Raw genomic sequence first — 25,658 nt, 5'->3', positions numbered from 1 at the left:
GCGGCCCGAGCAGGTGAGTTCTCCTGCTCAGGCCGCGCACCCCGCAACCGTCGAAGGGCCGCGAACCGGAGTCCGGTTCGTGGCCCTTCGACGGTCTGGCAGGTCTAGAGGGTCTCGTCGCGACGCTCGACGCGGCGCTCGACGACCTCGTCGCCGTCGACCCGGCGCTCGACGACATCGGGCGCGCCGCGGCGCTCCGTGACGACCGTGTGCTGCGTGCGGGCACGCTGGGCGTTGAGGACGAGCGCGAGGATGATCGAGAGCGCGCCGGCGATCATGAGGATGATGCCGATCGTGTTGCCCGTGCTGCTGCTCAGGTTGAGGACGCTGGAGTCGACGCTGGTGAAGTAGAAGATCGCTCCGACGACGAGCAGGAAGATCCCGAGTCCGATACCCATGAGGTCTCCTTGGCTGGGGCGCGCCCCGGTGGCACACCTACCGTCCCCATACCCGCACGCCGTCGAACACCCACGAAACGCCCATCGGGGCCGCCTGTCGGGCGCTCAGTGCGCGCGGCGTCGACCGAACGCGAGCGTGACGGCCGAGACGATGAGCATGACGACGCCCACGCCGACCGCGATGGCGATCTCGTAGTAGAGGTTGCGGGCGGCGAGGCCGTAGGCGGCGTCGGCGATGGTGCGCGCCACCTCGGGGTCGACCCGTCGCATGAGCGGCTCGCGCGCCACCATGACGACGAGCGCGAGCGCTAGGGCGGTCACGACCCAACCGATGCCGATGAGGGTCGTCGCCGCGCGCCAGCGTCGGGCGAGCGCGATGGACAGCAGGGCGAGGGCGGCCACCACGAGGGGCGCCCAAGGTCCCCACGCGTCGGCGATCCGGTATGCCGTCTGCGCCTTCTGCAGGTCGGTGGCCTTGACGAGGGGGATCGTCACGACCGGCGCGATCGCCCCCGCGTTCGGGACGCCGGCCTGCTCGAGCGTGGAGGTCAGGGCGGGCACCGGGATGGTGACGCGCACCGAGACCCGGCCCTGGTCGTCGAGCTCCGTGTCGCCCCGGCCCTGCATGACGGCGATGAACTGCGTGTGGAGTGCGCGGATGCCGGTGGTCCAGGCGGACGCGACCTGCGGGCTCGCGACGAGAGCGGCGGCCTGCGTGCGGATGGGCGCCTCGAGCGCCTTCTCGATCGCCGGGCGCAGGTCCACCGCGCCGAGGATGCCCTGCACGATGCCGTCGGTGAGGGCCTCCTGCACCTGCGGCTTGGCGACGACGGGCCGCAGCTCCTCGACGAAGACGTCGGTGCGGGTCAGCAGCACCGAGGCCCAGAAGCCGACGAGCGAGACGGGCAGCAGCACGATCGCCAGCAGCCCGCACACCGCCGAGAGGACGGAGCGCCCACCGCCGCCGGATGCCTGTCGAGCCACGTCTGCCACCTCGTCCGTTCGGTCTCGCGCGCACGGGGCAGGCGGCTGGTCGGCCGCCTACACGCCCCGCAGGTCGAGAGTCAGTGTGGCACCGGCGGTGGCGTCGAGGACGACCGGGATGCCCCAGTCCTGCTGGAACAGGTGGCAGGCCGCGTGCTCGGGCACCTCGCCGGTCTCGGGGTCGCCGTCGCACGCCGCGGCCTGCACCGAGATGTGCAGCGTGCCCGAGCCAATGCCCTCGCGCAGCACGAGGGTGCGGGTCAGGCCCTCGGCGCGACCGGCGCCGGAGACGAGCAGGGCGTCCGGGGTCGCGGACACCTCGAGACGGGTGGGGTCGCCCCACCGGTAGTCGAGCTTCTGGCCGGTCGGCGGCACGAAGGTCACCTCGAGCGCGACCTCGCCGGCGGGCAGCGGCGTGGACGGGCGCTGGGTGCGGTGGGCGGGCCCGTCGACGCACTGGGCGGCCTCGGGCAGCCCGACGCGGGTCAGGCGGTGGGCCGCCGACTCGACGACGACCAGACGCACCTCACCCGACTCGGGGTCGCGCTCGACGACGGCGTCGCTCGGCTCGGCGAGACCCTGCGCGAGGGTCGTGACCTGACCGCTGGTCGGGTCGAAGCGGCGCACGGCGCCGTTGTAGGTGTCGCTGACGGCGACCGAGCCGTCCGGCAGCTCGGTGACGCCGAGCGGGTGCTGGAGCAGTGCCTCGGCGGCTGCGCCGTCGCGGTGTCCGAAGTCGAAAAGCCCTGTGCCGACGTGGGTCTCGACGACGAGCGTGCCGTCGGGTGCTCGGGTGACCGAGCGCAGCGCCGACGTCTCGGAGTCGGCGACCCAGACCCGGTCACCGGTCGCGGAGGTCGCGAGGCCGGACGGCTGGGCGAACCACGCCTCGAGCGCCGGTCCGTCGACGAGGCCCTCGTTGGAGGTGCCGCCGACGACCTCGACCCGGCCGTCGGCGAGGGTCTCGCCCGGAGTCCAGGCCCATAGCTGGTGCGTGCCGGCCATGGCGACCATGAGCCGGTCGCCGAGCCACGCGAGGTCCCACGGCGTCGACATCGCCTGCCCGAGGGCGGGGCCACCACCGGAGCGCTCACGCAGCTGCGATCCGGTGCCGGCCACGACGTGAACCGAGCCGTCGGAGAAGCGGATTCCCTTGACCTGGTGGTTGACCGAGTCCGCGACGAGGAGGTCGATGCCGAGGTGCTCGGCGACCTCGGGCGTCGCGAGCAGGACGCCCTGCGGCTCGTTGAGCACACCCTCGCCGCCCCAGCGGGCGCGCTCGGTCTCGAGGTCGGGCTCGAGGTGGACGACCGCGTGGTTCGCGGTGTCGCTGACGACGAACGACCCGTCGGGCAGCGCGAGCGCCTTGCCCGGGAAGCGCAGCGCGGTGTCGAGGGCCGGCGGCGCGACGTAGGGGTCGTCGCCGGGCTGGAGCGTGCCCTTGGCGGCGTGCTCCTCGACGAGCTCGGTGACGAGGGAGGCGAGGCCGGGCCCGTGCCCCTCCCCCGACAGCGAGGCGACGACGTAGCCCTCGGGGTCGATGACGACGAGCGTGGGCCAGGCGCGGGCGGCATACGCCTTCCACGTCACGAGCTCGGGGTCGTCGAGCACGGGGTGGTGGACGGCATACCGCTCCACGGCGGCCACGAGCGCGTCGGCGTCGGCCTCGTGCTCGAACTTCGGGGAGTGCACGCCGATGATCGTCAACGCGTCGGGGAACTGCGCCTCGACGGGGCGCAGCTCGTCGAGGACGTGGAGGCAGTTGACGCAGCAGAAGGTCCAGAAGTCGAGGACGGCGACGCGTCCGCGCAGGTCGGCGAGCGACAGCGACCGGCCGCCGGTGTTGAGCCAGCCACGTCCGACGAGCTCGGCCGCGCGGACCCTGACGCGCGAGCGCAGCGAGCCGGTGTCGGTGCCGGCTCCCGCGGTCACCGGAGCCTCCGGTCGGCCAGCACGGGGAAGGAGCGGCGCCACTCGGGGGTCGCCGCGGTGTCGATGTCGATGCTCAGCACCTCCTCGTCAAGGCCCGCGGCGGCCAGAACCTTCCCGGTGGCGTCGACGACCTGCGAGTGACCGCCCATCTCGTGCCGGGCGTGCGTGCCGGCGGTGTTGCACTGGAGCACGACGCACTGGTCCTCGACGGCCCGCGCCTGGCCCAGCAGGGTCCAGTGCGAGACCCGCTTGCGCGGCCACGCGGCCGGGATGACGAAGACCTCGGCGCCCCGGTCGAGCAGGCGCCGGTAGAGCTCGGGGAAGCGCAGGTCGTAGCAGGTCGAGAGCCCGACGGGCACGGTGCCGCCGGCAGCGACGGGGACGTCGACGACGACGAGGTCCTCTCCGGCGTCCATGAGGCTCGGCTCGCCCTCGCCGAAGCCGAAGCGGTGGATCTTGCGGTAGGTCGCGACGAGCTCGCCGTCGGGCGAGAAGACGAGGCTGGTGTTCCACAGCCCGCGGCCGTCGGCACCGACGGGGGCGCCGCGCTCGACGATCGAGCCGCCGTGCAGCGTGACGCGGGCGTCGCGGGCGGCGTCCGCGAGCGCCCGCGCGACGGGGCCGTCGACGGGCTCGGCCCGCTCGTCCCACGCGGTGTAGTCGAAGCCGCCTGCCGGCCAGAGCTCGGGCAGGACGACGAGGTCGTGGCCCGCCTGGGCGCGGACGAGGGCGGCGACCCGCGCCGTTCGGTCGGCGACCGACTCGTCGTCGCCGTAGGCGAGCTGGATGAGCGCAACCTTCATGACCCCACTCTCACACGCGCCGCGCGGCCGGCGCGCGGGTGCCCACCGGATGCCGTCGGCGAGAGGGACCACGGGCGTGGCCCCGGCCACAGGGGGAAGGCCGGGGCCACGCCCGGGTCAGCCGACGCCGAGGTCGCGCGTCAGGTGACGCTCACGGCGTCGTGCCGCGAGCTCCTCGCGCTGCTCCGGGTCGCTCTGGACGAGGTAGACGAGGCCGCAGTCCTGCGGTCCGCGTGCTCCGGGAAAGCACAACGTGCACGGTTCGCCGAGTCGGATCGGGCACCGGGGGTTCGACGTTCGCTGTGGCATGTCCCCTCCTCCGACACCAATACTACATGGAGTAGTAGCGAGAGGTCATCGCGAGGAGCCGTGATCGCGCTTGGCCAGCGCGGCCAGCCGCTCGTTGTATGCCGTGAGCTCGGCATCGCCGTCCCGGTCGGCCCGCCGGTCCTGCCGCACGGACTCCGCGCTGTCGGTCCGGAACCACTGCAGGGCGACCGTCAGTGCGAGCACGAGGCTCGGCAGCTCGCCGATGGCCCAGGCGACGCCGCCGCCGTAGCGCTGGTCGGCGAGCGGGTCGGGCACCCACGGGATGGCGATCGTCGGGAAGAAGTCCCCGCCGAGCAGGGTCGTGCCGCTGATCATGGCGACACCGAAGAAGGCGTGGAAGGAGATCGTCGCGAAGAGCACGACGAGGCGCAGTGCCGGGCTCCACCGCTTGGGTCCGGGGTCGACGCCGACGAGCACCCAGGCGAAGAGGTAGCCGGTGAGCACGAAGTGCGCGGTCATGAGCAGGTGGCCCGTGTGCGTCTCCAGGGCCAGCTGGAACAGGCCCGTCCAGTAGAAGACGACGAGGCTCATGAAGAAGAAGGCGGCGGCGAAGATCGGGTTGCCGACGACGGCCAGGAACCGGGAGTGGACGAGCGCGAGGAGCATCTCGCGGGGGCCGAGCGTGCCGTCGGAGCGCGGCTTGACGGTGCGCAGCGCCAGGGTGACGGGAGCACCGAGCACGAGGAAGATCGGGACGACCATCGCCTCGATCATGTGCAGGGTCATGTGCCAGGAGAACGCGACCCGGCCGTAGATGCCGAGCACGCCGTTGGTCGCGTAGAGGAAGAGCAGCCAGCCCGTGACCCAGCTCAGCAGCCTCAGCACCGGCCACGCGTCGCCGCGTCGTCGCAGTCGCAGCACGCCCGCGACGTAGAGGCCGATCGCGAGCAGCCCGGTCGCGAGGAAGAGCCACTCGACCCGCCAGGCGGTCAGCCAGTCCATCGCGGTGGGCGCAGGCGGCGCGGGATAGCCCGTCAGCGACAGTGCCGCACTGGGGTCCGAGACGGTCTCGGGCACCGGCGGCTCGCTGCGGGCGAGCGCCGTGGCCACCCCGAAGGCGAGCGCCATGAGGAGCGTCTCGACGACGGCGAGCCGGACGAACAGCCGCCCCCGCAGCCCCGACGCGGTGCCCGTGCCCGTGCCGGTCGTCGCCGCCTCCACCGCGTCGATGCGGTCGAGGGTCACGCGTCGGTGGCGCACCCCGGCGGCGCCGAGGACCACGAAGGCCGCGACCTTGACGAGGATGAGCACGCCGTAGGGAGTCAGGAGGTCGGACCACGAGCCGAGCCGGGTCGTCGCGGACATGACACCCGAGACGCCGAGTGTGACGAAGCACCAGAGGGCGACGGTCGAGTAGCGCCGCGCCACGACGCCGAGCGCCTCCCCCAGGGGGCGGCGCAGCACGACGAGCGCGAGGAGCCCGCCGACCCAGACGGCGGCGCTCAGCAGGTGCGCGGCGATCGCGTTGACGGCCGTCTCGTGGTCGGCCGAGCCCCCGGCGTGGCCGGCCAGCCCGAGGACCAGCAGGCCGAACGCCGAGACGACGGTGAGGGCGAGCGCGGCCCCACGCGAGCGGGCGACCGCCGCCACGGAGGCGACGACGAACGCCGCGACGGTGCTGATGACCCCCACCCGCAGGGTCTCGATGGACCAGACCGACCCCATGAGGTTGCTGCCGAAGAGCGGGTCGGCCAGCGGCATACCAGCGGCGTCGGCGAAGGCAAAGACCACGCCGACCGCCCCGGCGACCGCCCATACGAAGGCTGCGGTGGTGGCGACGCGCAAGGCTGCGCTCCGGCGAGGCTCCACCAGGGCGGCGCTCTCGGCGCGCGTGCGTCCCGGGACCATCGTCGCGGCGAGCAGGAGCGACCCGATCGTGAGCGAGGCCGCGACGTCGTGGACGACCCGCACGAGGGGCAGGGACCACCGCACGACGGGCCCGGCGTCGGACAGGCCGCCGGGCAGGGCGTCGGCCGCGCCGGTGTAGCGCGCAGCGACCACGCTCGCCACCAGACCGACCGTGACGACACCGGCGACGACGAGCGCGGCCGCGGGCCGGCCCGAGGAGTCGGACCCGGTCCGCGGACCGATGAGACCGTCTCGCTCGAGGGTTGGCATGCCTCAAGGGTAAGTACTCTGATGACATGCCCATGCACCCGGCCGCCCCCGACGACCGCAACGGACTGATCGACGCGTTCGACCACTCCGTGCAGTCGATCATCGACCTCGGGTACTCCTGCCGAGACGAGGACTTCGAGCTCCAGACCGAGTGCCCCGGGTGGACCGTCAAGGACCAGATCGCCCACGTCGTCGGCGCGGAGAAGTCCTTCGCCGGCATGCCCCGCCCCCAGGTCACGGTGCCCGACTACCCGCACGTGCACAGCGACTTCGCGCGCTTCGTGGAGGTCGACGTCGAGGCCCGGCGCGGCGTCACCGGACGTGACGTCGTGGCCGAGCTGGCCGAGTTCCACCCGCAGCGGGTCGCCGAGCTGCGCGCGTCCGAGGCCGACATCGACACGGTCATCGGCGGTTTCTTCGGGCCGGACACGACCTTCGGCGAGCACCTGCACCGCCGCATCGTCGACGCGTGGGTGCACGAGCAGGACATCCGCGCCGCCCTCGATCGCCCCGGCAACCTCGACTCGGCGAGCGCCGCGGTCTTCACCGCCGACATCCTCGCAGCCCTCCCGCGCATCGCGTCGCGGGTCGCCGGGATCGGTGCCGGACACGCCGTCGTGCTCGACGTCAGCGGACCCGTCGTCGCCCGCGGCGGCGCGCGCATCGTCACCGGTGAGGACGGGCGCCCTTACGGGGAAGCACTATTCAGCGGTCACGACCGTCCGGAGGGCGAGGAGCAGCTCGACGTCACGTCGATCCACCTCACCACCGACGCGCTCACCCGGCGCGCCGCCGGTCGCCGCTCGGTCGAGGAGACGCACTACACCGTGACCGGTGACGAGCAGATCGCCCGCACCCTGCTCGAGTCCCTCGTCGTCGTCACGCACTGACCCCGGGAGGGTCTCCGAGCATCGGTGCGCGGTCGATTTCGCTCTGCGGCAACGGGCTGCGACGCGGGCCCGGGCGCACCCGCGTATACACCTCTTGGCCCCTGAACGGGGCCCGGATCCACCTTGTGTATCCGTGGACAACGGCCTAGCGTCACTAGTAGACGGTCAAGCCAGCGCCGCATCGGGGATCCGATCCATCGGAGTTGAAATGACCGACTCATCCGTGGGTCCGCGCAAGGATGCGCGAACCAGAGAGCTCATCCATACCCTTCGCACCTCGGACTCGGCGTCCGAACGCGCCAGCGCTCTCGAGACCGTGACGGTGCTGCACATGCCGCTCGCACGCTCCCTCGCCCACCGCTACTCGGGCAAGGGTCTCGACCGCGAGGACCTCGAGCAGGTGGCCTTCCTGGCCCTGCTCAAGGCCCTCCAGCGCTTCGACCTGTCCAAGCCGACCGAGTTCGGCGCCTACGCCACACCCACCATCACCGGCGAGCTGCGTCGTCACTTCCGTGACCACGGCTGGCTCGTGCGGCCCCCGCGGGAGCTGCAGGAGCGCCGCCAGCTCGTCACCGACACGAGGTCACGGCTCGAGCAGCGGCTCGGCCACGACCCGGACGCCGGCGAGCTCGCCTCCGAGCTCGACATCACGCTCGAGTCGGTGCGGGAGGCCCAGGTCGCGGCAACCAACCTGCGCCCCGCCTCCCTCGACGCGACCACCGCCGACGGCAACCGGCCCGTGCTCGACCTGCTCGACGCCCGTGGCGACCCGGGGTCCGACCCGGCGCTCGACGAAGGCATCGTCGTGCGCACGGCCCTCGAACGGCTCCCCGCCCGGGACCAGCGGCTCGTGCAGCTGCGTTTCGGCGGAGACATGACCCAGGCGGAGATCGCCGAGTCCATGGGCCTCAGCGCGATGCAGGTCAGCCGCCTGCTGCGGCGCACCCTGGACGAGCTGCGTCGACAGCTGTCCGCGGAGGGCATGGCCTCGGCCTGACCCCCGCCGTTCCTCCGAGTGGTCCCGACGCCCGCAAGGCGGGTCGGGGCCACTCGTCGTTCCAGGGCCCGGCAGGCTCAGACGGACGAGCTGGCCGTGGCGTTGCCGCCGCCGGGCGCCGAGCCGAACTGCGACTCCTGGCCCTCGATGACCTGCGAGGCCACCTGGGTCAGCTTCATGTTGAGCTCCTGCGACGTGCTCCGCAGCAGCTCGAAGGCCTGCTGGCCGCTGATGTGGTGCGCGGCCATGAGCAGGCCGACGGCCTTGCCGATCTCGCGGTTGCTCTGCAGGCCCTGGCGCAGCGTGGCGGCCTCCTCGCGGGCCCGGATCGCCATCAGGGCAACCGAGGCGAACGAGGCGATGACGGCCCCGACGTCGGCCGACTTGGACGTCAGGCCTCCGGGGGTGTCGGAGAAGAGGTTGAGCGCGCCGACCTTGTCGCCGTCGAGGAGCAGGCGGTAGCCGATGGCCGAGCGCACCGGCGTCTCGGCGACGATCCGCTCGGTGAAGCGCGGCCACGGGGTCTTGGCGTCGGTGAGGTCCGGGTCGTGCTGGTAGGCCTCGGAGACGATGGCGTCGACGCAGGGCCCCTCGCCGACCTCGAGCTCGATCTGGTCGATCCGACGCGCGATGTCGTCGGTGCTCGCGGCGGTGACGTAGCGGTCGCGGGTGCGCACGAGCAGCGAGGCCCGGTCGCAGCCCTCGACGAGTCGGCGGGCGGCGTCGACGAGGGACTGGTGGATCGACCCCGAGTCCGCGCCGGCATAGATCAGCGCCGACATCTGTCGGAAGGCGTCGTTGACCGTCGGGTCGATCGGCACGTCGCTCGTCATGTCACTCCCTGCACTTCTGCATTCTGGCGCCTGGGCCCGCACTCCTGCTCGGCGGTCCGGGTGCGTGAGCCATCCTCGCACCTCCCCCGTGGCGCGAGACCACAGACAACCACACGAGTGGTCTCCGTGGCGACACCGTCCCATCATTGTACAAACCTTGGACAGTGGCGACAGGCGAGTTGACGCGTCGTCGCGAGCGGCAGATACTTGCGTGCTGCAAGCAACTATAAAGACCGAGGAGCACCCCATGGCAGTCACCGAGGACGAGGCGAACGCCGTCTTCCTCGCGCTCCTGCGCGTGCAGAAGCTCCTCGTCGCGGCCAAGCACAGCGCACCGCGCCTCGAGGACGGCGTCGACGTCACGGCATACCCCGTGCTCTTCCTCGTCGCCGGCGCGGGCACGGTGCGCATCTCCGAGCTCGCCACGACGCTGCACAACGACGTCTCCACCGTCAGCCGCCAGGTCAGCGCCCTCGTCACGAGCGGCCTGCTCGAGAAGAGCGCCGACCCCAACGACGGCCGCGCCTGGGTCGTGTCCCTCACCGACCGCGGCCGCGAGGCCCTGGTCCGCATCCAGTCGAGCCGCGCCGCGTGGTTCCAAGGGCTGCTCACCGACTGGGACGGCCCGTGCACGACCGAGTTCGTCCACCGACTGCGTGAGCTCGGTGACGCGCTCGACGCCAACCTCCGGGCCCGGGGTGCAGCGACGCCTCCCATGCCCTTCGACTCCAGAAACCAGAAGCAGAAAGAGGACTGACATGTCCGACACCACCGCCGAACCGTCGCGCGCCGCCGCGCGCACGGCCAGCGCGAGCGGCGCGTCCGGCCCGGACGGGCAGCCGCTGCTCTCCCACAAGGAGATCATCACGATCCTCATCGGCCTGATGATGGGGATGTTCCTCGCGGCGCTCGACCAGACCATCGTCGCGAGCGCGATGCGTGTCATCGCCGACGACCTCAAGGACCTCGCCGGACAGGCCTGGGTCACGACGGCATACCTCATCACGAGCACCATCGCGACGCCGCTCTACGGCAAGCTCGGCGACATCTACGGGCGCAAGAAGCTCTTCATCTTCGCCATCTCGATCTTCACGATCGGTTCGATGCTCTGCACGCTCGCCTGGTCGATCCCGTCCCTCGCGGCCTTCCGTGCCGTCCAGGGCATCGGCGCCGGCGGTCTCTTCTCGCTCGCCCTCGCGATCATCGGCGACATCGTGCCGCCGCGTGAGCGCGCGAAGTACCAGGGCTACTTCCTCGCCGTCTTCGGCACCTCGAGCGTCATCGGCCCGGTCGTCGGCGGCATCCTCTCCGACCAGGACTCGATCCTCGGCATCACCGGCTGGCGCTGGGTCTTCCTCGTCAACGTGCCGATCGCCGTGGCCGCGCTCGTCGTCGTCACCCGCACGCTGCACCTGCGCCACACCCGCCTCGACCACCGCGTCGACTACTGGGGCGCGCTCAGCCTGTCGGTCGCGCTCGTGCCGCTGCTCATCGTCGCCGAGCAGGGCCGCGAGTGGGGCTGGGGCTCGGCCACGTCGATCGCCTGCTACGCCATCGGCCTCATCGGCCTCGTCGCGTTCTTCGTCATCGAGCGCTCGATGGGTGAGGAGGCGCTCATCCCGCTGCGCCTGTTCAAGAACCGCACCATCGCCGCCGCTTCGGTCAGCTCGGTCTTCATCGGCATGGGCATGTTCGGTGGCCTCGCCGCGATCCCGCTCTACCTGCAGATCGTCAAGGGCTCCTCGCCCATGGAGGCAGGCCTGCAGCTGCTGCCGATGACGCTCGGCATCATGAGCGGCTCGATCTTCTCGGGCCAGATGATCAGCCGCACCGGTCGCTACCGCAAGTTCCCCATCATCGGCGCGGCGATCCTCGTGCTCGCGCTCTTCGGCTTCCACTTCGTCGGGGCGGACACCCCGCTGTGGAAGACGATGATCGGGATGTTCTTCTTCGGCATCGGCCTCGGCTTCAACTTCCAGCCGCTGACCCTCGCCGTGCAGAACGCCGTGGACCGCCGCGACATGGGCGTGGCGACGAGCTCGGCGACCTTCACCCGCCAGATCGGCGGCACGCTCGGCACCGCGGTCTTCCTCTCGATCCTCTTCTCGCAGGCCGGCTCGAAGATCTCCGAGGCGTTCGCGAGCATCGCGCCGACGCCCGCCTTCCAGGCGGCGCTGCGCAACCCGACCGGTGGCGACCCCGCGGCCAACAAGGCGTTCATCGCCCAGCTCCAGGCCTCGCAGCAGGCGGGCGGCTCGGGTGCGGGTGCCGGCTCGTCGGCGCTGTCGGACAGCTCGTTCATCAACCAGCTCGACCCGCAGCTGGCCCGGCCGTTCCTCGTCGGCTTCTCCGACGCCATGTCGGTCGTCTTCATGGTCGCCGCCGGCGTGCTGGTCCTCGCGTTCGTCGCCTCGCTCTTCCTGCCGCACGTCGACCTCGGCCCCAAGCCGGGTGCCGCGCCGGCGAAGGACGACGAGGAGGCCGTGGTGATCCCCGCGGGTCACTGACCACCTGCTCCACCTCCAAGGGCCACCTCCCGTCACGGGAGGTGGCCCTTTCGCGTGCCCGATGGCGTATGCCGGGTGGCGCGGTCAGCGCAGGTCGTGCAGCTCTCGTCGGGTCAGGAACGCACGCGTGCCGAGCGCCATGACGAAGGCGAAGCCGCCGGCGATGATCGCGACCCAGTAGCCGTGCTGCGCCCCGATGTGGTCGACGACGGCGCCGGACACGGCCGACCCCGCGGCGATGCCGATGATAAGGCCGGTCAGCACGATCGTCATGCCCTCGTTGAGCTGCGCCTTGGGCACGATGCGCTCGATGAGGTTCATCGTCGTGATGAGCGTCGGGGCCGTCGCCATGCCCGCGACGAACATCAGCCCGGCGAGGATCCAGAGGTTGCCCGCGAAGAGCACCGGCATCTCGAGCACCGCCATGCCGAAGGTCCCGGCGATGAGGAGCTTGACGAGGCTGCGGCCGTGCGACACGTGACCGAAGACGAGGCCTGCGGAAGCCGACCCCACGGCATACAACGCGAGGATGGCACCGGCCGCGCTCGGCGCACCCGCATCCTGGGAGACGGCGAGCGTCACGACCTCGTTGACGCCGAAGATGGCGCCCGTCATGACCATGATGAAGGCGAGCGGGATGAGGCCCGGCACCGTGTAGGCGTGCTCGGTCGGGCGCTCGTGGTGCGGCACCACCGGCGGCTCGGTCGAGCGGGCGGAGATGAAGACGAGGACGCCGACGGTGTAGGCGAGCGCGGCGAACGCGAAACCCGCCTCGGGGAAGAGCGTCGTCGAGAGCCAGATCGCGAGGACCGGGCCGATGACGAAGGTGATCTCCTCCATGACCTGCTCGAACGACATCGCCGCGTGGAGGTTCTTCGGGTCGTGGGCGAAGATGTGCGACCAGCGGGCCCGCGCCATGGTGCCGAGGTTGGGGATGGCGCCGCACAGCGGGAAGGTGATGAACAGCAGCCACGACGGCCAGCCGCGCATCGACACGAGCAGGGTCATGACGACCCAGAAGCCCGACCACAGGAAGAACGGGATCGCGACGCGGCGCTGGCCGTAGCGGTCGACGAGCCGGCCGAGGAAGGGCGCGCAGAGCGCCAGGGACACCATGCCGACGGCCACGACGGCGCCGGCGAGCGCGTAGGAGCCGGTGCGGGCCGCCACCATCGCGACCACGGACACGGCGAACATCGAGCCTGCCGAGCGGGCGATCATCCCGCCGGTGATGAAGACGCGTGCCCCCGGTACCTCGAAGAGAGGTCGGTAGGACGCCAGCACTGGTGCTCCTTCAGGTCGGGGACGGCCAACTTCCCCATCCTTGCACCACGACCCCCGAGGAGCCGAAATGCCCGATACGCGGTGAGGCGCGTCTCACGCCCCGTGCTTGCGGCGCAGCGACCACATCTGCGGCGAGCGCTCGAGCTCGACGGAGACGTCCCAGGGGAGGCCCCCGGGGGCGGTCTCGCGGCGGAAGCTCGCGACCATCCGGCGGGCGAGCGCCGGGTCCTTCGCGACGCGTCCGGCGATCGCCAGCGCCTCGTCCTGCACGTCGCCGTCGTCGTATGCGGCCCAGGCCAGTCCCAGCGCGACGGCTCGCTCGCCGTCGACCTCGTCGCCGAAGAGGCCCAGGGCCGCGGCGGCCTCGCGCCCGGCGACCCGGTTGATCAGGGTGAAGTGGCCGCCGCCGGGGTGGATGCCGATCTGCGCGAAGCCGGGCAGCAGGCGCGCAGTGCGCGACACGATGCGCAGGTCGGTGGCCAGGGCGAGGTTGAGGCCGGCGCCGACGGCGGCGCCGCGGACGGCGGCGACGGTCGGGACGGCGATGGAGCCGACCGTCGTGAACGCGGCGTAGACGGTCTCGAGGTTGCGGTAGGCCTCGTCCTCGACGGGGTCCTGGCCCGTGTCGGCGAGGACGCTGCGGACCGCGCCGGCGCAGAAGTGGGCGCCGCCGGTGACGACGACCGCGCCGACCTCGTCGTCGGACTCGGCCGTGCGGGCCGCATCGATGAGCTCGCGCGACATCTCGACGGACAGGGCGTTGCGCCGCTCGGGCGCGTCGAGGGTGATGAGGGCGACGCCGTCGGTCACCTCGTAGCGGACCTCGGTCATGGGGGGGCTCCTTGCTCCGGTGTGCTCCGGCGCGCGCTCAGGCGCCGTCGTAGGGGTGGAAGCGGCCGCTCGACGGCTTGGCCCGGCCGGTGGTGATGAGCGTCCAGAGCCGGTCGTGGCCGGCCGAGGAGGCGAGCGCGGTGAGGGTCTCGTCCCAGTCCTGGAGCGAGCCGTACTCGCTGCGGCGCGCGAGGATCGGCCGGGTCAGGGTGTGCAGCTCGTGCTCGAGCGTCGTGCCGATGGCTCCGAGCGCCTGGTGCGATCCGCGGACGACGACCGAGGCGGCATGGCCCACGCACGACTTGGCGACCCCCACGGCGAAGAGCATCCCGGGGTCCTGCCAGTCGGAGGCGGCGGCGCGGGCGACGGCGGCGTCTGTGGCAGCCCGGGCCAGCGCGGTCTCCGAGGCGATGTCCGCGACGAGGTGCTGCACGGCCTGGAACCGACCGATCGGCCGGCCGAACTGCTCACGGGCGCGGACGTGCTCGAGGACGACCTCGACGACGCGCTCCATGGCGCCGACGACCTGGGCCGAGCGAGCCAGCGCGCCGCGCAGGTGGAACTGCTCACCGATCTCGTGCGCGACGACGATGCCCGACTCGAGGTCGTCGAGGTCGAACTCCACTGTGTCGCTTGGCTCCCCGGCGAGGTTGCGGCGCTCCTCGATGGAGACGCGGTCGACCGGGACGTCGGCGACGCGCCACTGGTCGCGGTCCTCCCAGAGGGCCACGATGCTGCTCGCGTCCCGCGCCCACGTGACGTTGAGGGCGACCCCGGACGGGTCGGGACGGCACACGGTCCGAAGGCCCCCGTCGTTCGGGAGGCCGGCGGACTCGAGCAGCCAGCCGCCCAGCACGTCGTGCTCGGCGAGCGGCACGGGAGCCGCGGCGGCGGCTGCGAGCCCGAGCAGCGCTGCGGCGTCGACCCATCCGCCGCCACTGCCGCCGGCCGCCTCGGTGCCGGTCAGGCGGGTCAGACCGAGGTCCTCGAGCCGCTGCCAGAGGTCGCGGTCGAGGTCGACGACAGCCGTCGGCGTCGCGCGGGTGGCGCGGTAGTCGTCGAAGAGCTCGGCCAGCACACCGACGAGGTCGGGGTCGGGCGTCGTGGGGGCAGCGAGGTCGTCGAGCCCGTGGCTGTCGGCCATCAGCGCATCCCCAGCCCGCGCGCGATGACGCCGCGCAGGATCTCGTTGGTGCCGCCCCGCAGCGTGAAGCCGGGCCGTTGCAGGATCGCGGCGTGCAGCAGCGTGTCGAGCTCCTCGTCGAGGGCCCAGCCGGTGGCGGTCAGGGTGTCGACGTAGTCGGCGATGTCGCCCTCCCCCGTCGTGCCGAGCACCTTGACGACGGCGGCCGCGGTGTCGGCGTCCTCGTGCTGCTCGAGCGCCGTCGAGACGGCGAAGGACATGTGGTGCAGCGCGGCGACGCGCGCGACGTGGCGCCCGAGGCCGGGGTCGGTGGGCAGGCGGCCGTCGTCCATGGCCTGGGCCGCGGCGGCGAGCAGCTGGAAGGTCGAGAGCACGCGCTCAGGGCCGCTGCGCTCGTAGGCGAGCTCGGAGGTCACCTGCGTCCAGCCCTGCCCGACCTCGCCGAGCACCCGGTCGTCGGGGATGAGGACGCCGTCGAGGTGGACCTCGTTGAAGTGGTGGTCGCCGCCCATCGAGATGATCGGGCGGATCGTGACGCCCGGCGCGCGCAGGTCGACGATGAACTGGCTCAGGCCGTCGTGCCGGTGGGCGGGGTCGAGCGGTGCCGAGCGCGCCAGGGCGAAGAAGGCGTCGGCCTCGTGCGCGCCGCTCGTCCAGACCTTGGTGCCGGTCAGGCGCCAGCCGCCGTCGACGCGGTCGGCGCGGGTGCGCACGCTCGCGAGGTCGGAGCCGGAGTCGGGCTCGCTCATGCCGATGCCGAAGACGACCTCGCCGCGGCTGATGCCGGGCAGGAAGGCCTGCTTCTGCTCCTCGGTGCCGTAGCGCAGCAGCGACGGCCCGATCTGCCGCTCGGCGATCCAGTGGGCCGCGACCGGGGCGCCGACGACGAGCAGCTCCTCGGTGATCACGAAACGCTCGAGGTAGGTGCGGCCCTGGCCGCCGTACTCCGTCGGGATGACCATGCCGAGCCAGCCGCGCCGCCCGAGCTCACGCGTGAAGTCGCGGTCCCAGCGGGTCAGCCACGTGTCGACGTGCGGCACGAACGCGCCTGCAGCCACCTGCTCGGCGAGGAAGGCGCGCACCTCGAGCCGCAGCTCGGTCAGCGCGGGCAGCTCCCTGGCTCCCGGGGGGACGAGTCGGGCCGACATGCCCACCTTCCTCATGCGACGTCGCAGCGGTTCGTGCGCCACTCTCCCACACGCTCCCCCGAGGAAGGCGAGGGCGTATGCCGTGTGGTCACCTACCGCAGTCCGCCCCCTCGCGCACCCACGTCGAGAGTGGCCGCCCCGCCCCACCAGCCCCACCCGCCACGGGACAGGCGTGACGACGGGGCCACTCGACCATCGACGGCCTCCCTCCCCCAACTCGAGTGAGCAGGCAGCCACACTCGAGTGAGCGCCCCGTCACACGGCTGCAGGACGGGGCGCTCACTCGACTGGGACAGAGCGCTCAGTCGACTGGGACGGAACGCTCAGTCGACTGGGACGGAGCGCTCACTCGACTGGGGCGGGGAGCTCACTTGACTGGCCGCCCCGCCTCAGCAGCCTCACGCGTCACGGGACGGGTGGGACGACGGGGCCACTCGACGGGGAGCGGTGGGGCGGGTCGGCGTCGCGGGTCAGAGGCCGGTGGCGACGAGGTAGGCGCAGAGGCCGACGATGACGGCGGTGATGAGGGTCGCGACGGCCGTTGTGAGCCGGTGGTTGACGAGCACGCCCATGATCCGTCGGTCGCGCGTGAAGAGCAGGAGCGGCACGAGCGTCCCCGGCAGCGCGAACGAGAGCACGACCTGGCTCCACACGAGCGCGTTGGTCGGCTCGACGCCGATGCCGAGGATGACGAGCGCGGGCACGACGGCGAGCAGGCGCCGCAGGAGCGGCGCGATGGGCCGGCGCCCGAAACCCTGCATGACGACGTCTCCCGTCTGGACCCCGACCAGGGTCGACGCGAGACCAGAGGCGAGCAGGGCGACGGCCAGCATCGTCGCGACGATCTGGCCGGCGCTGGCCGAGAGGGCGGCATACGCCGTCTCGATGCTCGCGCCCGCCTCGGACGGCAGGGCGGCGGAGAAGACGACGAGGCTGACGTTGGCGACCCCGGCGACGGTCATGGCGATGACGACGCTGCGCACCGTGCGCCGGCCGGCGCGGAGGCGCCCGGCCTGGTCGACCTCCGCGGAGCCGTCGTCGTGGCCCCGCGACGCGGCGGAGTGGAAGTGCAGGGCGTGCGGCATGACGGTGGCGCCGACGATGCCGACGGCGAGCAGCGCGGCCGACGAGTCGAGCGGGCCGGGGACCACCGACCTGAGGAGCGCGACCCGGTCGACGTCGGCGATGAAGACCTGCCAGACGAGCGAGGCGATGATGACGACGAGCAGCACGAGCACGACGGAGTCGAAGTGGCTGCGGCCGCGTACCTTGAGCGCGAGGACGGCGAGGCTGAAGAGGGTCACGCAGACGGCGCCGGCCATGAGCGGCATGCCGAAGAGCAGCTTGAGGGCGATGGCGCCACCGACGATCTCGGCGAGGTCGGTCATGATGACGACGAGCTCGGCCTGGGCCCAGAGCAGCAGCCGGCCGACGCCGGGGAAGCGCTCCGAGCTGTGCTCGGCGAGGCTCTTGCCGGTGACCATGCCGAGCTTGGCCGCGAGGTACTGGATGACCATGGCCGAGCAGCTCGCGAAGACGACGACCCAGACGAGGGCATAGCCGTGCTCGGCGCCCGAGGTGATGTTGACGCCGAAGTTGCCGGGGTCGACGTAGGCGATCGCAGCGAGCAGCGCCGGCACGAGGGTGCGGGGCGCGCTGATCGTGCCGCCGAGACCACGCTCCGGCGACCGGTCGTCCACGCGCGGCTGCTGCGCCACTCGCTCACCCATGGGACACAGCATCGGGCCTCACGGGCGGCCGCGCCAACTCCCTGGACGTCAGTGCGACCCACGCCTCACGCCGCGAGTCGCGGACCCAGCCCCGGGCCGGGCCGGACGTCCGGCGCTCAGCGGGCCGAGGCCACCCCGAGCAGCGCGGCGATCCCGAGCGCGCTGCGCGGGTCGTAGGCCGCGGTCCACAGACCTCCGTGGGCTGCGGCATACGCCTCGTCCTGCCACGGACTCGGCTGCGCGGGAGCGCCGGTGCGCAGGTCGTGGACGAGGAGCGCGGCCATGAGCGTGTTGGCCGTGCCGGGCTCGAAGACCTCGATGCCGAAGCGGTGCGCGCCGGCGTAGGCCGCCGCGAGCGCGCGGTTCTTGACGACCGACCGGGTGCGCGTCGGCGGGGCGACCTTGAACGACACGAGGCCGCCGTCGGCGCGGTATGCCGTCGCACGCCACCGCTGGAGACGCTTGGCGAGCAGGTAGTTGGGTCCCTGCTGGAGCACGACGCTGTCGTTGATGCCGGGGTCCTGGCCGGGCACGTAGTTGCGCCGCAGCAGTCGGCCGCCACTCACCGTGCGGAGCGGCACGCGCAGCACCTTCGAGGTGCGGCGGTGGGCGTAGCTGTCGACGGAGCGCTCGACCGCGGCACCCGGTACCGCGAAGACGTCGGTCGGGGTGGCGAGGAAGGCGAGGGCGACGTCGTCGCGCCCCTTCGCCTCGATGACGTGACGGGTCAGGGCGTCGACGGCCATCGAGACGCGGACGTTGGTCTCGCCGTCGGCGTAGACGTAGTTGCCGATCGCGAGGGGCCCCTCGAGGGAGGACACCCACCGGGTGACGGCGCCGAGGTCGTGGACGAGGTCGCCGCCGGCGCGCGCAGCGAGCGGCTCTTCGCCCGGACGCACCGGCACCGTGATCGAGCCTGCTAGCCGCCGGGTGTCGCCAATCAGCTTGTCCCACAGGTCCTTTCGCGGCAGGTCGACGGCTGCCACATCGGCGCCCCAGCGAAGCAGCGACCGGAGCGGGCCCATCTCCGCGGCCGCCCCGAGCACGACGACCGTGCGGTCGGAGAGGTCGAGCCACTCGGGGTTGTCGACGACCCGCCCCACGGCCTCGGCGCACGTCGGCTCGATGGTGCCCGCCTCGACCCAGAGGTCGAGACGACGGCGCAGCGCGTCCCCCGAGAGGCGCTCACCGGCATACGGCACCGAGAGGGTGCGGTCCGGCAGGCCCTTGCCGCGGATCGTCTCGGAGCCGAGCGGGCTGGTGCCGGCCTCGCTCGCGAACGCCGCGCCGAGGGGGTGGTCACCGCCGTCGCCGACCCAGCGCATCCGCTCGTGCAGGGACTCCAGGCCGCTGCGCGCGATGGTGCGGGCCGCGTCCGGAGAGGTCAGCCCCGCCTCGACGAGGCGGCGGAAGTGCGGGAGGTAGCCCTGGCGCCAGTTCGTCTCACGCTCGGCCGAGGCCGCGCCCACCGGGTCGACCGCGCGCAGGGCGTCGGCGACGACGGCCCGCCCGGTGGCGGTCGTGCTGCGGCGTCCGGACGACGGGTCGAGTGGGAAGACCACTCCGCGGGGCTCGCTCATGCGCCCATCCTGCCCGGTCGCCGACAGGGCGGGCGCGACCGGCGCGTGACGCGCTCAGTCCCGTTGGCGCCGGTCGAGCACGAGGTAGTTGACCGTGGCCGTCGCGACATTGCCGGCCCGGTCATGCGCAACACAGCCGACCGTGTGCATCCCCGGCCGTCGGGTGGACACGACGTGGCTGCCGTTGCAGCTCTGCGCGGTGACGCCGGACAGCGCGTCCGTCGCACGGGGAAGCACGACGACCCTGCCTCCCTGGTCCACGACGGCGGGCTCGGCGACGGGGTCCAGCTTCGGCGGGGTGCCGTCGTAGCGGTAGGAGAAGCCGGCGTATGCCGCCGCGTGCCCAGCGCCGTTGACGCACGTCCCGTAGACGGTCCGTGGAGTTGCCGTGTCGACTGTCACGACGAAACCGTCTTGGCACCAGTCGATCCCACTGCCGGAGTCCACGGCCGTCCATCGATAGCGGGTCGGGGCGGAGTACCAGCCGTCGGCGTTCGGGCCGTCCTCCAGGTGCAGACCGGTCGGTGGTGTGGGGTCGTGGACGGCCGCCACTGCACGGGGGGCGGGGCTCGCCACTCCGTGCGCCCCTGTCAGGCCCAGTCCACCCCACGTGAGGACCGCGAGTCCTGCGCCCCACGCGATGGCGGAGACCGTGCCGTGTGTGCTGGGTCCTGTCATGGCCGGCTCCCTGCCCGGGGCGCTCGTCCGGCGCCCACCACTGGTCGGAAGTCCTGGGTGGGAGCGGTGATACGCCCGCCGGTCATGTGAATCCGAATTCGTGGGACGGATCGCCCATGGGATCACATTCGGGACAGCCGGACGGCTTCGACCAGGCCTGCCGCGAGAGCCTGGTTCCGGCTCGGACGACCGGGGTGTGGTGCGCCACTCGGCCCCGCCGACCGGGCTGAACCGGAGGACGATGGGGACATGAGCACCAAGACGGCCGCCCACGCGGCAGAGCTGGCGTCGGACCGGGCCAACGAGGTCGAGCGGATCGCCGGACTCCGCCGCGAGTTCGCCGAGGTCGTCGAGGCCTCGGAGGCCAACATCGCCGACGACGAGCACGACCCCGAAGGCTCGACGATCGCCTACGAGCGCACCCAGATCGGCGCCCTCATCACCCAGGCCGAGCAGCACCTCGCCGAGATCGACGCAGCGCTCCAGCGGATCGCGGACGGCGACTACGGCCGGTGCGAGGTGTGCGGCGAGACGATCCCCGACGGACGGCTCCTGGCGCGGCCGACCGCCCGCACGTGCATCGACCACGCAGGGGCCGCGCTGCGCCGCTGAGCGGCTCCCACACGGCTCACAGCGGTTGGGCAGGGGCAGCGCGGCTCAGCGCACGCCGGCCCCGATGCGCTCGAACGCCTGGTCGATGTTGCGCTCGAGGCGGCCGGAGCCGCCGTTCTGCTGGTGCTCGATGCAGGCGCGCACGGCCGCGATGGCGACGGCCACGGTGAGCCGGGCCTCGAGCGAGGCTCCCGACCGGACGCCGAGGCGGCGCTCGAGTGCCGCCGTCAGGGCGTTCTCGATGCGGATGTTGTTGCCGACGAGGGCGGGCGCGAGCGAGGGCTCGCCGAGCAGGATCCGGCGCCGGCGCGCCCGCAGCTCCTTGTCGATCGAGCTGGGCGCGAGCATGGACGCGAGGATCCGGCGAAGGGACTCGAGCGGCGTCTCGCCGTCGACGTCCTCCTCGAGGGCGGCGGCATACGACTCGAGCTCCTCGGCCGTCGTGCCGATGACGGCGGCCTCCTTCGAGGGGAAGTAGTTGAAGAAGGTGCGGGCGCTGACGCCGGCGCGGGACGCGATCTCCTCGGTGGTGACGGCCGCGAAGCCCTTCTCCTCGACGAGGTCGAGGGCGGCGAGGTTGAGCGCGCGGCGGGTCTCGCGCTTCTTGCGCTCACGCAGGCCGCACGACTCGTCGGTCAGCAGGTCCGTGCTCATGACCTCATGGTGTCATGTTCGATGCATGGACTGCAATTTTGCAGTGACTGCACATTCGGCGTACCGTGGACGGCATGCCACAGAAGACCCAGGGGGTAGCCACGGACACCGCGACCGGCACAGCCAGATCGACGAATGCCGCCAAGGCGCCCGGACTCGACCGCTCCACCCGCAACATCTTCATCGCGCTCATGCTCGGCATGCTCGTGGCGTCGATCAGCCAGACGATCGTCGGACCGGCCATGCCGCGCATCGTCGCCGAGCTCGGCGGGATCGACCACTACTCGTGGCTCGCGACCGCCGCGATGCTCGTCAGCGCGATCACCGTGCCGATCGTCGGCAAGATGAGCGACCTCTACGGCCGCCGCGGCTTCTACCTCGGCGGGCTCGTCGTCTTCATGGCCGGCTCGATCCTCTCCGGCTTCGCGCAGAACTTCTGGTGGCTCATCGCCGCCCGCGCCATCCAGGGCGCCGGCATGGGCACGCTGATGCCGCTGTCGCAGACGATCATCGGCGACATCATCCCGCCGCGTCAGCGGGGCAAGTACCAGGGCCTCATGGGCGGCGTCTTCGGGCTCGCCTCGATCCTCGGCCCGCTCGTCGGCGGCTTCGTCACCGACAACTGGGGCTGGCGCTACCTCTTCTTCATCACGCTGCCCGTCGGCGTCTTCGCCTTCTTCGGCATCAGCCGCTTCCTCCACCTCGAGCACACGCCGCGCGAGACCGTCGTCGACAAGGCCGGGATCGGCGCGCTGTCGATGACGCTCATCCTGCTGCTCGTGCCCACCTCGCTCGGTGGCACGACGCTGGCCTGGGGCTCCCCCGCCATCATCGGGATGTACGTCGCCGGCATCGTCATGCTCGGCGTCTTCATCGCCATCGAGCGCAAGGCCGTCGAGCCGGTGCTGCCGCTCCGCCTCTTCAAGAGCCCGCTCTTCACCCTGTCCAACATCGCGGCCTTCATGGTCTCGGTCATGATGTTCGGCGCGATGATCTACCTCCCGGTCTACGCCCAGGGCGTGCTCGGGGCGTCGGCCACCAACTCGGGCCTCATCCTCATGCCGATGTCGGTCGCCATGATCGGCCTGTCGATCATCTCCGGCCTCGTCATCACCAAGACCGGCCGCTACAAGCTGCAGACCATCGCGGGCATCCTCATCATGGGCGTCGGCTTCTGGCTGCTGACCCAGCTGCACTACGGGTCGAGCCAGCTCGACCTCACCCTGTCGATGATCGTCTTCGGGGTGGGCCTCGGCATGGCCCTGCAGGTCTTCACCCTCATCATCCAGAACTCCTCGCAGCGCAAGGACCTCGGCGTCGCGACGGCCTCGACCCAGTTCTTCCGCAACGTCGGCTCGACCGTCGGCACCGCCGTCTTCGGCACGATCATGACGAGCGGCCTGGCGGGCAACATCGCCTCGCACCTGCCGGCCTCGGTGGTCAAGCAGATGCAGGCCTCGGGCCAGGAGATCAGCGCCGGCTCGGTGCTCGACCCCTCGGCGCTGGCCAAGCTGCCCCCGCAGGTCGCGACGGGCGTCCAGCAGGGACTCGCGGACTCGCTCCACAACGTGTTCGTCTGGGGTCTGGTGCCGTTCGTGCTCGCGCTGCTCGCAGCCCTCTTCATCAAGGAGGTGCCGCTGCGCGACACCGTGCACACGCCCGACGAGGCCGGCATCGAGCTGCTCGACACGATGTCGCAGTCGGCACCCGACGACGAGCTCAAGGTGCCGCTCGGTCGCGAGGCTGGCAACACGCGGACCCACGAGCGCCTGCTCGGCCTGCGCCTCGGCCTGCTCGCCGACTCGGCGCTGCGCGGTGACCGCCCGCTCCTGACCCAGGCCGTGACGCGGCTCGGCGAGGGCGACCTCGACGCCGGTGCGGCGCTGCTGCACCGCACGTCGCGGATGCTCACCTCGGAGGACCCCGCGCTCGTGGCCGAGACCGAGCGGTTCGCCGTCGAGGTCGCGGCTCGCGCCAAGGTGCCCGGCGGCATCCTCGACGAGTCGCTCAAGCGCGAGCTCGCCACCGCTGTGGCCGAGCGCGACGCCCGCACGGTCATGACGACGCGCGAGCCCACCGTCGCAGAGCGCCACGAGGCGGTCGACATCCGCCTGCTGTCCACCGTCGGTGACGACCTCACCGCCGCCTACCTCGTCGACCGGCAGAACGCCAGGGTCGCCGAGCAGGCCGAGGCCGCCGTGCGCTGACCGCGCCCGAAGCCCGACCTGAACCCTCGAGGGGCCAGAGCTCGTCACGAGCTCTGGCCCCTCGTCGTCCCCCCACCCGCACGCAGTGGCCCCTCGACGGCCGAAGGATGGCGTATGCCGTGTGGCCGGGGGCGCGCTCGAGCGAGCCCGGCGCTGGGGGCCGGCGACACGGCATACGGTGTCGGGATGACCAAGGTTGCCCTCGTCACCGGCGCGTCGTCCGGCATCGGTGAGTCCATCGCCCTCCACCTCGTCGAGTCCGGGTGGACGGTCTACGCCGTGGCCCGACGCGTCGAGCGCATGGCCGCGATCGAGGCGCGGGGCGTCATCCCCTTCGCGATGGACGTCACCGACGACGCGTCGATGGTCGCCGGCATCGACCGCATCATCACCGAGCAGGGGCAGGTCGACGCCCTCGTCAACAACGCCGGCTACGGCTCCTACGGCCCGGTCGAGCACGTGCCGATCGAGGAGGCCAGGCGACAGTTCGAGGTCAACGTCTTCGGACTGGCGCGGCTGACCCAGCTCGTCACGCCGCACATGCGCACGCGGCGACGCGGGCGGATCGTCAACATCTCCAGCATCGGCGGCAAGATCTACGAGCCGCTCGGCGCGTGGTACCACGCCACGAAGTTCGCCGTCGAGGGACTGAGCGACAGCCTCCGCATCGAGCTCGCGCCCTTCGGCATCGACGTCGTCATCGTCGAGCCGGGACCGATCATCTCGGAGTGGAACACCATCGCCCGCGAGAGCCTGGTCGAGCGGTCGGTCGGCACGGTCTACGAGGACATGGCCCGGCGCATGGCCGTCATGTTCGAGCGCGTCGACACCCCGCGGATGAGCTCAGGACCGGAAGCCGTCGCCGAGAAGGTGCTCAAGGCCCTCGAGGCGACGAACCCGGCCGCGCGCTATCCCGCGGGCAAGGGCGCCCGCGCCATCGTGACGGCGCGCAGGCTACTGCCCGACCGGGCCATGGACATGATCATCCATCAGGCCTTCAAGGGCTGACCGAGTCGTCGGGCGGTCGCGACGAGCTCGGCTGCGGGTCCGGTCAGGCGGCGGGGTTCGCGCCACACGGCCCGCAGACGTCGGTCCAGCGTCAACCCCTCCACCTCGACGACCCGCAGGGCCCCGGCCTCGACCTGTTCGCGCACCGCGAGGACGCTGACGACGGCGGGGCCGACGCCTGCGAGCACGCTCGCACGGACGGCAGCTCCGCTGGCCAGCTCGAGCAGCGGCTCGGCGCGGCGAAGGTCGCGCAGCGCGTCGTCGAGGGTGGTGCGCGTGCCGGAGCCCGGCTCACGCACGACCAGGGGCGTCGCGGCCAGCTCGTCCGGACGCAGGGGTCTGCGCCTCCGGGCCCACGGATGGTCCGGCGTGACCACGACGACGAGGCGGTCGCGACCAACGGTGCAGCTGTGCAGGCCGCGCGGCACCGAGGGTGACTCGACGAAGCCGATGTCGCAGCCGCCGGCCTCGACCTGCTCGAGGACCTGCGTCGAGTTGTGCACCAGCAGGTGGATGCGCAGGTCCTCGTGGTGCCGGCGCAGCTCACCGAGCCACGCCGGGACCAGGTGCTCGGCGACCGTCATGCTCGCGCTGACCGCCAGCTCGTGCCGGCGCGCGCCACGGAGGGCCTGGGCCGCATCGAGCAGGCGCCCCGCATCGGCCAGGACCTCACGGGCCCAGTGCACCACCACGGTGCCCTGCGGCGTGAGCGCCGAGCCTCGCGCACCACGTCGCAGCAGCGCCACCCCGAGCTCACTCTCGAGCCGGCGCACGGCCCGGCTCGCGTTCGGCTGGGCCATGCCCTCCCGGCGCGCAGCCGCACCGAGGCTGCCGAGGTCGTCGACGCCGACGAGGACGGCCAGCACCGCGAGGTCGGGCCAGGAGCGAGACATGCTCTGAGCATATGGCTCTGCCGCAGCCCATATCCCTTGGATATGGATGCATGCACAATCTCCGGCTACCGGTCGTGCGCTCCGGGGTCGAGTCTGG

23 protein-coding genes are annotated in these 25,658 nt (G+C 72.1%); 7 read left to right on the top strand and 16 right to left on the bottom strand.

Translation table 11 applies throughout. The features are described from left to right. Positions 1–104 precede the first annotated feature (104 nt). The 6 genes from U5C87_RS07230 to U5C87_RS07205 all read right to left on the bottom strand — a co-directional run bounded on the left by U5C87_RS07230 (position 105) and on the right by U5C87_RS07205 (position 6,565). Entirely contained in the window at positions 105–398 is a 294-nt protein-coding gene (locus tag U5C87_RS07230) for a DUF6458 family protein (protein ID WP_330475939.1), read from the bottom strand. Between the two features lie 105 nt (positions 399–503). Continuing rightward, on the bottom strand, positions 504–1,382 hold the full coding sequence (locus U5C87_RS07225; protein WP_330475938.1) for a hypothetical protein: 879 nt from the start codon (positions 1,380–1,382) through the stop codon (positions 504–506). Positions 1,383–1,439: 57 nt separating this feature from the next. After that, positions 1,440–3,314 carry an NHL domain-containing thioredoxin family protein gene (locus tag U5C87_RS07220; protein WP_330475937.1) on the bottom strand — a complete coding sequence of 625 codons (1,875 nt, stop codon included), beginning with the start codon at positions 3,312–3,314 and terminating at the stop codon, positions 1,440–1,442. Further along, entirely contained in the window at positions 3,311–4,117 is an 807-nt protein-coding gene (locus tag U5C87_RS07215) for a carbon-nitrogen family hydrolase (RefSeq protein WP_330475936.1), read from the bottom strand. Before U5C87_RS07215 ends, U5C87_RS07220 begins: the two co-directional genes overlap by 4 nt. Positions 4,118–4,234: 117 nt before the next feature. Next, a complete protein-coding gene (locus tag U5C87_RS07210; protein ID WP_330475935.1) occupies positions 4,235–4,426 on the bottom strand; it encodes a DUF6767 domain-containing protein in 192 nt (63 codons plus the stop codon). Between the two features lie 45 nt (positions 4,427–4,471). Continuing rightward, positions 4,472–6,565: a cytochrome c oxidase assembly protein gene (locus U5C87_RS07205; RefSeq protein WP_330475934.1), complete on the bottom strand. Its 2,094-nt coding sequence runs from the start codon at positions 6,563–6,565 to the stop codon at positions 4,472–4,474. A gap of 26 nt (positions 6,566–6,591) precedes the next feature. On the opposite strand from U5C87_RS07205, the gene U5C87_RS07200 reads away from it, so the two are divergent. Further along, positions 6,592–7,455 (top strand): maleylpyruvate isomerase family mycothiol-dependent enzyme, encoded by an 864-nt coding sequence (locus U5C87_RS07200; RefSeq protein WP_330475933.1) that lies wholly within the window; start codon positions 6,592–6,594, stop codon positions 7,453–7,455. Positions 7,456–7,786: 331 nt separating this feature from the next. Beyond that, positions 7,787–8,452 carry a sigma-70 family RNA polymerase sigma factor gene (locus U5C87_RS07195; RefSeq protein WP_443082105.1) on the top strand — a complete coding sequence of 222 codons (666 nt, stop codon included), beginning with the start codon at positions 7,787–7,789 and terminating at the stop codon, positions 8,450–8,452. 77 nt (positions 8,453–8,529) lie between these two features. Here U5C87_RS07195 and U5C87_RS07190 read toward each other — a convergent pair whose 3' ends face one another. Then, the gene (locus tag U5C87_RS07190) at positions 8,530–9,285 is read right to left on the bottom strand and encodes a GAF and ANTAR domain-containing protein (protein ID WP_330475931.1); all 756 of its coding nucleotides are present in this window, start codon (positions 9,283–9,285) and stop codon (positions 8,530–8,532) included. 247 nt (positions 9,286–9,532) lie between these two features. On the opposite strand from U5C87_RS07190, the gene U5C87_RS07185 reads away from it, so the two are divergent. Both U5C87_RS07185 and U5C87_RS07180 read left to right on the top strand, forming a co-directional pair. Continuing rightward, positions 9,533–10,042: a MarR family winged helix-turn-helix transcriptional regulator gene (locus U5C87_RS07185; RefSeq protein WP_330475930.1), complete on the top strand. Its 510-nt coding sequence runs from the start codon at positions 9,533–9,535 to the stop codon at positions 10,040–10,042. A gap of 1 nt (position 10,043) precedes the next feature. Beyond that, positions 10,044–11,792, top strand: coding sequence for an MDR family MFS transporter (locus U5C87_RS07180; protein WP_330475929.1), 1,749 nt, complete (start codon positions 10,044–10,046; stop codon positions 11,790–11,792). Between the two features lie 84 nt (positions 11,793–11,876). Here the strand turns inward: U5C87_RS07180 and U5C87_RS07175 are convergent, their stop codons facing one another. From U5C87_RS07175 to U5C87_RS07145, 7 genes are all read right to left on the bottom strand, one after another. Further along, on the bottom strand, positions 11,877–13,076 hold the full coding sequence (locus tag U5C87_RS07175) for an MFS transporter (RefSeq protein ID WP_330475928.1): 1,200 nt from the start codon (positions 13,074–13,076) through the stop codon (positions 11,877–11,879). A 93-nt stretch (positions 13,077–13,169) separates the two neighbouring features. After that, positions 13,170–13,907: an enoyl-CoA hydratase-related protein gene (locus U5C87_RS07170; protein ID WP_330475927.1), complete on the bottom strand. Its 738-nt coding sequence runs from the start codon at positions 13,905–13,907 to the stop codon at positions 13,170–13,172. Between the two features lie 37 nt (positions 13,908–13,944). After that, entirely contained in the window at positions 13,945–15,051 is a 1,107-nt protein-coding gene (locus U5C87_RS07165; protein ID WP_330475926.1) for an acyl-CoA dehydrogenase family protein, read from the bottom strand. Continuing rightward, complete coding sequence (locus tag U5C87_RS07160; RefSeq protein WP_330475925.1) at positions 15,051–16,199, bottom strand: acyl-CoA dehydrogenase family protein; 1,149 nt, start codon at positions 16,197–16,199, stop codon at positions 15,051–15,053. The genes U5C87_RS07165 and U5C87_RS07160 overlap by 1 nt, the downstream gene beginning before the upstream one ends. A gap of 470 nt (positions 16,200–16,669) precedes the next feature. Next, entirely contained in the window at positions 16,670–17,929 is a 1,260-nt protein-coding gene (locus U5C87_RS07155) for an Nramp family divalent metal transporter (RefSeq protein WP_330475924.1), read from the bottom strand. A 116-nt stretch (positions 17,930–18,045) separates the two neighbouring features. After that, the gene (locus U5C87_RS07150) at positions 18,046–19,509 is read right to left on the bottom strand and encodes a hypothetical protein (RefSeq protein WP_330475923.1); all 1,464 of its coding nucleotides are present in this window, start codon (positions 19,507–19,509) and stop codon (positions 18,046–18,048) included. Positions 19,510–19,563: 54 nt separating this feature from the next. Further along, the gene (locus tag U5C87_RS07145; protein ID WP_330475922.1) at positions 19,564–20,187 is read right to left on the bottom strand and encodes a hypothetical protein; all 624 of its coding nucleotides are present in this window, start codon (positions 20,185–20,187) and stop codon (positions 19,564–19,566) included. Between the two features lie 249 nt (positions 20,188–20,436). On the opposite strand from U5C87_RS07145, the gene U5C87_RS07140 reads away from it, so the two are divergent. Further along, positions 20,437–20,799 carry a TraR/DksA family transcriptional regulator gene (locus U5C87_RS07140; protein ID WP_030200704.1) on the top strand — a complete coding sequence of 121 codons (363 nt, stop codon included), beginning with the start codon at positions 20,437–20,439 and terminating at the stop codon, positions 20,797–20,799. Between the two features lie 45 nt (positions 20,800–20,844). Here the strand turns inward: U5C87_RS07140 and U5C87_RS07135 are convergent, their stop codons facing one another. Beyond that, positions 20,845–21,453: a TetR/AcrR family transcriptional regulator gene (locus U5C87_RS07135; RefSeq protein WP_330475921.1), complete on the bottom strand. Its 609-nt coding sequence runs from the start codon at positions 21,451–21,453 to the stop codon at positions 20,845–20,847. Between the two features lie 74 nt (positions 21,454–21,527). Between U5C87_RS07135 and U5C87_RS07130 the strand changes: the two genes are divergently transcribed. Further along, a complete protein-coding gene (locus U5C87_RS07130) occupies positions 21,528–23,660 on the top strand; it encodes an MDR family MFS transporter (protein ID WP_330475920.1) in 2,133 nt (710 codons plus the stop codon). A gap of 186 nt (positions 23,661–23,846) precedes the next feature. After that, entirely contained in the window at positions 23,847–24,668 is an 822-nt protein-coding gene (locus U5C87_RS07125; RefSeq protein ID WP_330475919.1) for an oxidoreductase, read from the top strand. Here the strand turns inward: U5C87_RS07125 and U5C87_RS07120 are convergent. Next, positions 24,650–25,561: a LysR family transcriptional regulator gene (locus U5C87_RS07120; protein ID WP_330475918.1), complete on the bottom strand. Its 912-nt coding sequence runs from the start codon at positions 25,559–25,561 to the stop codon at positions 24,650–24,652. The genes U5C87_RS07125 and U5C87_RS07120 overlap by 19 nt on opposite strands. Positions 25,562–25,658 lie beyond the last annotated feature (97 nt).

Source organism: Terrabacter sp. C0L_2 (assembly GCF_036352015.1).
Lineage (GTDB): Bacteria > Actinomycetota > Actinomycetes > Actinomycetales > Dermatophilaceae > Terrabacter > Terrabacter tumescens.
This window is presented reverse-complemented; position numbering and strand designations above follow the sequence as displayed.

What these genes read in the sequence shown, in the direction of transcription:
- U5C87_RS07195 (WP_443082105.1), top strand. Translation starts at nt 7,787, where the DNA reads ATGCCGCTCGCACGCTCCCTCGCCCACCGCTACTCGGGCAAGGGTCTC.
- U5C87_RS07160 (WP_330475925.1), bottom strand. Translation starts at nt 16,199, where the DNA reads ATGTCGGCCCGACTCGTCCCCCCGGGAGCCAGGGAGCTGCCCGCGCTG.
- U5C87_RS07185 (WP_330475930.1), top strand. Translation starts at nt 9,533, where the DNA reads ATGGCAGTCACCGAGGACGAGGCGAACGCCGTCTTCCTCGCGCTCCTG.
- U5C87_RS07150 (WP_330475923.1), bottom strand. Translation starts at nt 19,509, where the DNA reads ATGAGCGAGCCCCGCGGAGTGGTCTTCCCACTCGACCCGTCGTCCGGA.
- U5C87_RS07200 (WP_330475933.1), top strand. Translation starts at nt 6,592, where the DNA reads ATGCCCATGCACCCGGCCGCCCCCGACGACCGCAACGGACTGATCGAC.
- U5C87_RS07125 (WP_330475919.1), top strand. Translation starts at nt 23,847, where the DNA reads ATGACCAAGGTTGCCCTCGTCACCGGCGCGTCGTCCGGCATCGGTGAG.
- U5C87_RS07165 (WP_330475926.1), bottom strand. Translation starts at nt 15,051, where the DNA reads ATGGCCGACAGCCACGGGCTCGACGACCTCGCTGCCCCCACGACGCCC.
- U5C87_RS07180 (WP_330475929.1), top strand. Translation starts at nt 10,044, where the DNA reads ATGTCCGACACCACCGCCGAACCGTCGCGCGCCGCCGCGCGCACGGCC.
- U5C87_RS07130 (WP_330475920.1), top strand. Translation starts at nt 21,528, where the DNA reads ATGCCACAGAAGACCCAGGGGGTAGCCACGGACACCGCGACCGGCACA.
- U5C87_RS07215 (WP_330475936.1), bottom strand. Translation starts at nt 4,117, where the DNA reads ATGAAGGTTGCGCTCATCCAGCTCGCCTACGGCGACGACGAGTCGGTC.
- U5C87_RS07170 (WP_330475927.1), bottom strand. Translation starts at nt 13,907, where the DNA reads ATGACCGAGGTCCGCTACGAGGTGACCGACGGCGTCGCCCTCATCACC.
- U5C87_RS07140 (WP_030200704.1), top strand. Translation starts at nt 20,437, where the DNA reads ATGAGCACCAAGACGGCCGCCCACGCGGCAGAGCTGGCGTCGGACCGG.
- U5C87_RS07155 (WP_330475924.1), bottom strand. Translation starts at nt 17,929, where the DNA reads ATGGGTGAGCGAGTGGCGCAGCAGCCGCGCGTGGACGACCGGTCGCCG.
- U5C87_RS07190 (WP_330475931.1), bottom strand. Translation starts at nt 9,285, where the DNA reads ATGACGAGCGACGTGCCGATCGACCCGACGGTCAACGACGCCTTCCGA.
- U5C87_RS07230 (WP_330475939.1), bottom strand. Translation starts at nt 398, where the DNA reads ATGGGTATCGGACTCGGGATCTTCCTGCTCGTCGTCGGAGCGATCTTC.
- U5C87_RS07120 (WP_330475918.1), bottom strand. Translation starts at nt 25,561, where the DNA reads ATGTCTCGCTCCTGGCCCGACCTCGCGGTGCTGGCCGTCCTCGTCGGC.
- U5C87_RS07145 (WP_330475922.1), bottom strand. Translation starts at nt 20,187, where the DNA reads ATGACAGGACCCAGCACACACGGCACGGTCTCCGCCATCGCGTGGGGC.
- U5C87_RS07210 (WP_330475935.1), bottom strand. Translation starts at nt 4,426, where the DNA reads ATGCCACAGCGAACGTCGAACCCCCGGTGCCCGATCCGACTCGGCGAA.
- U5C87_RS07205 (WP_330475934.1), bottom strand. Translation starts at nt 6,565, where the DNA reads ATGCCAACCCTCGAGCGAGACGGTCTCATCGGTCCGCGGACCGGGTCC.
- U5C87_RS07135 (WP_330475921.1), bottom strand. Translation starts at nt 21,453, where the DNA reads ATGAGCACGGACCTGCTGACCGACGAGTCGTGCGGCCTGCGTGAGCGC.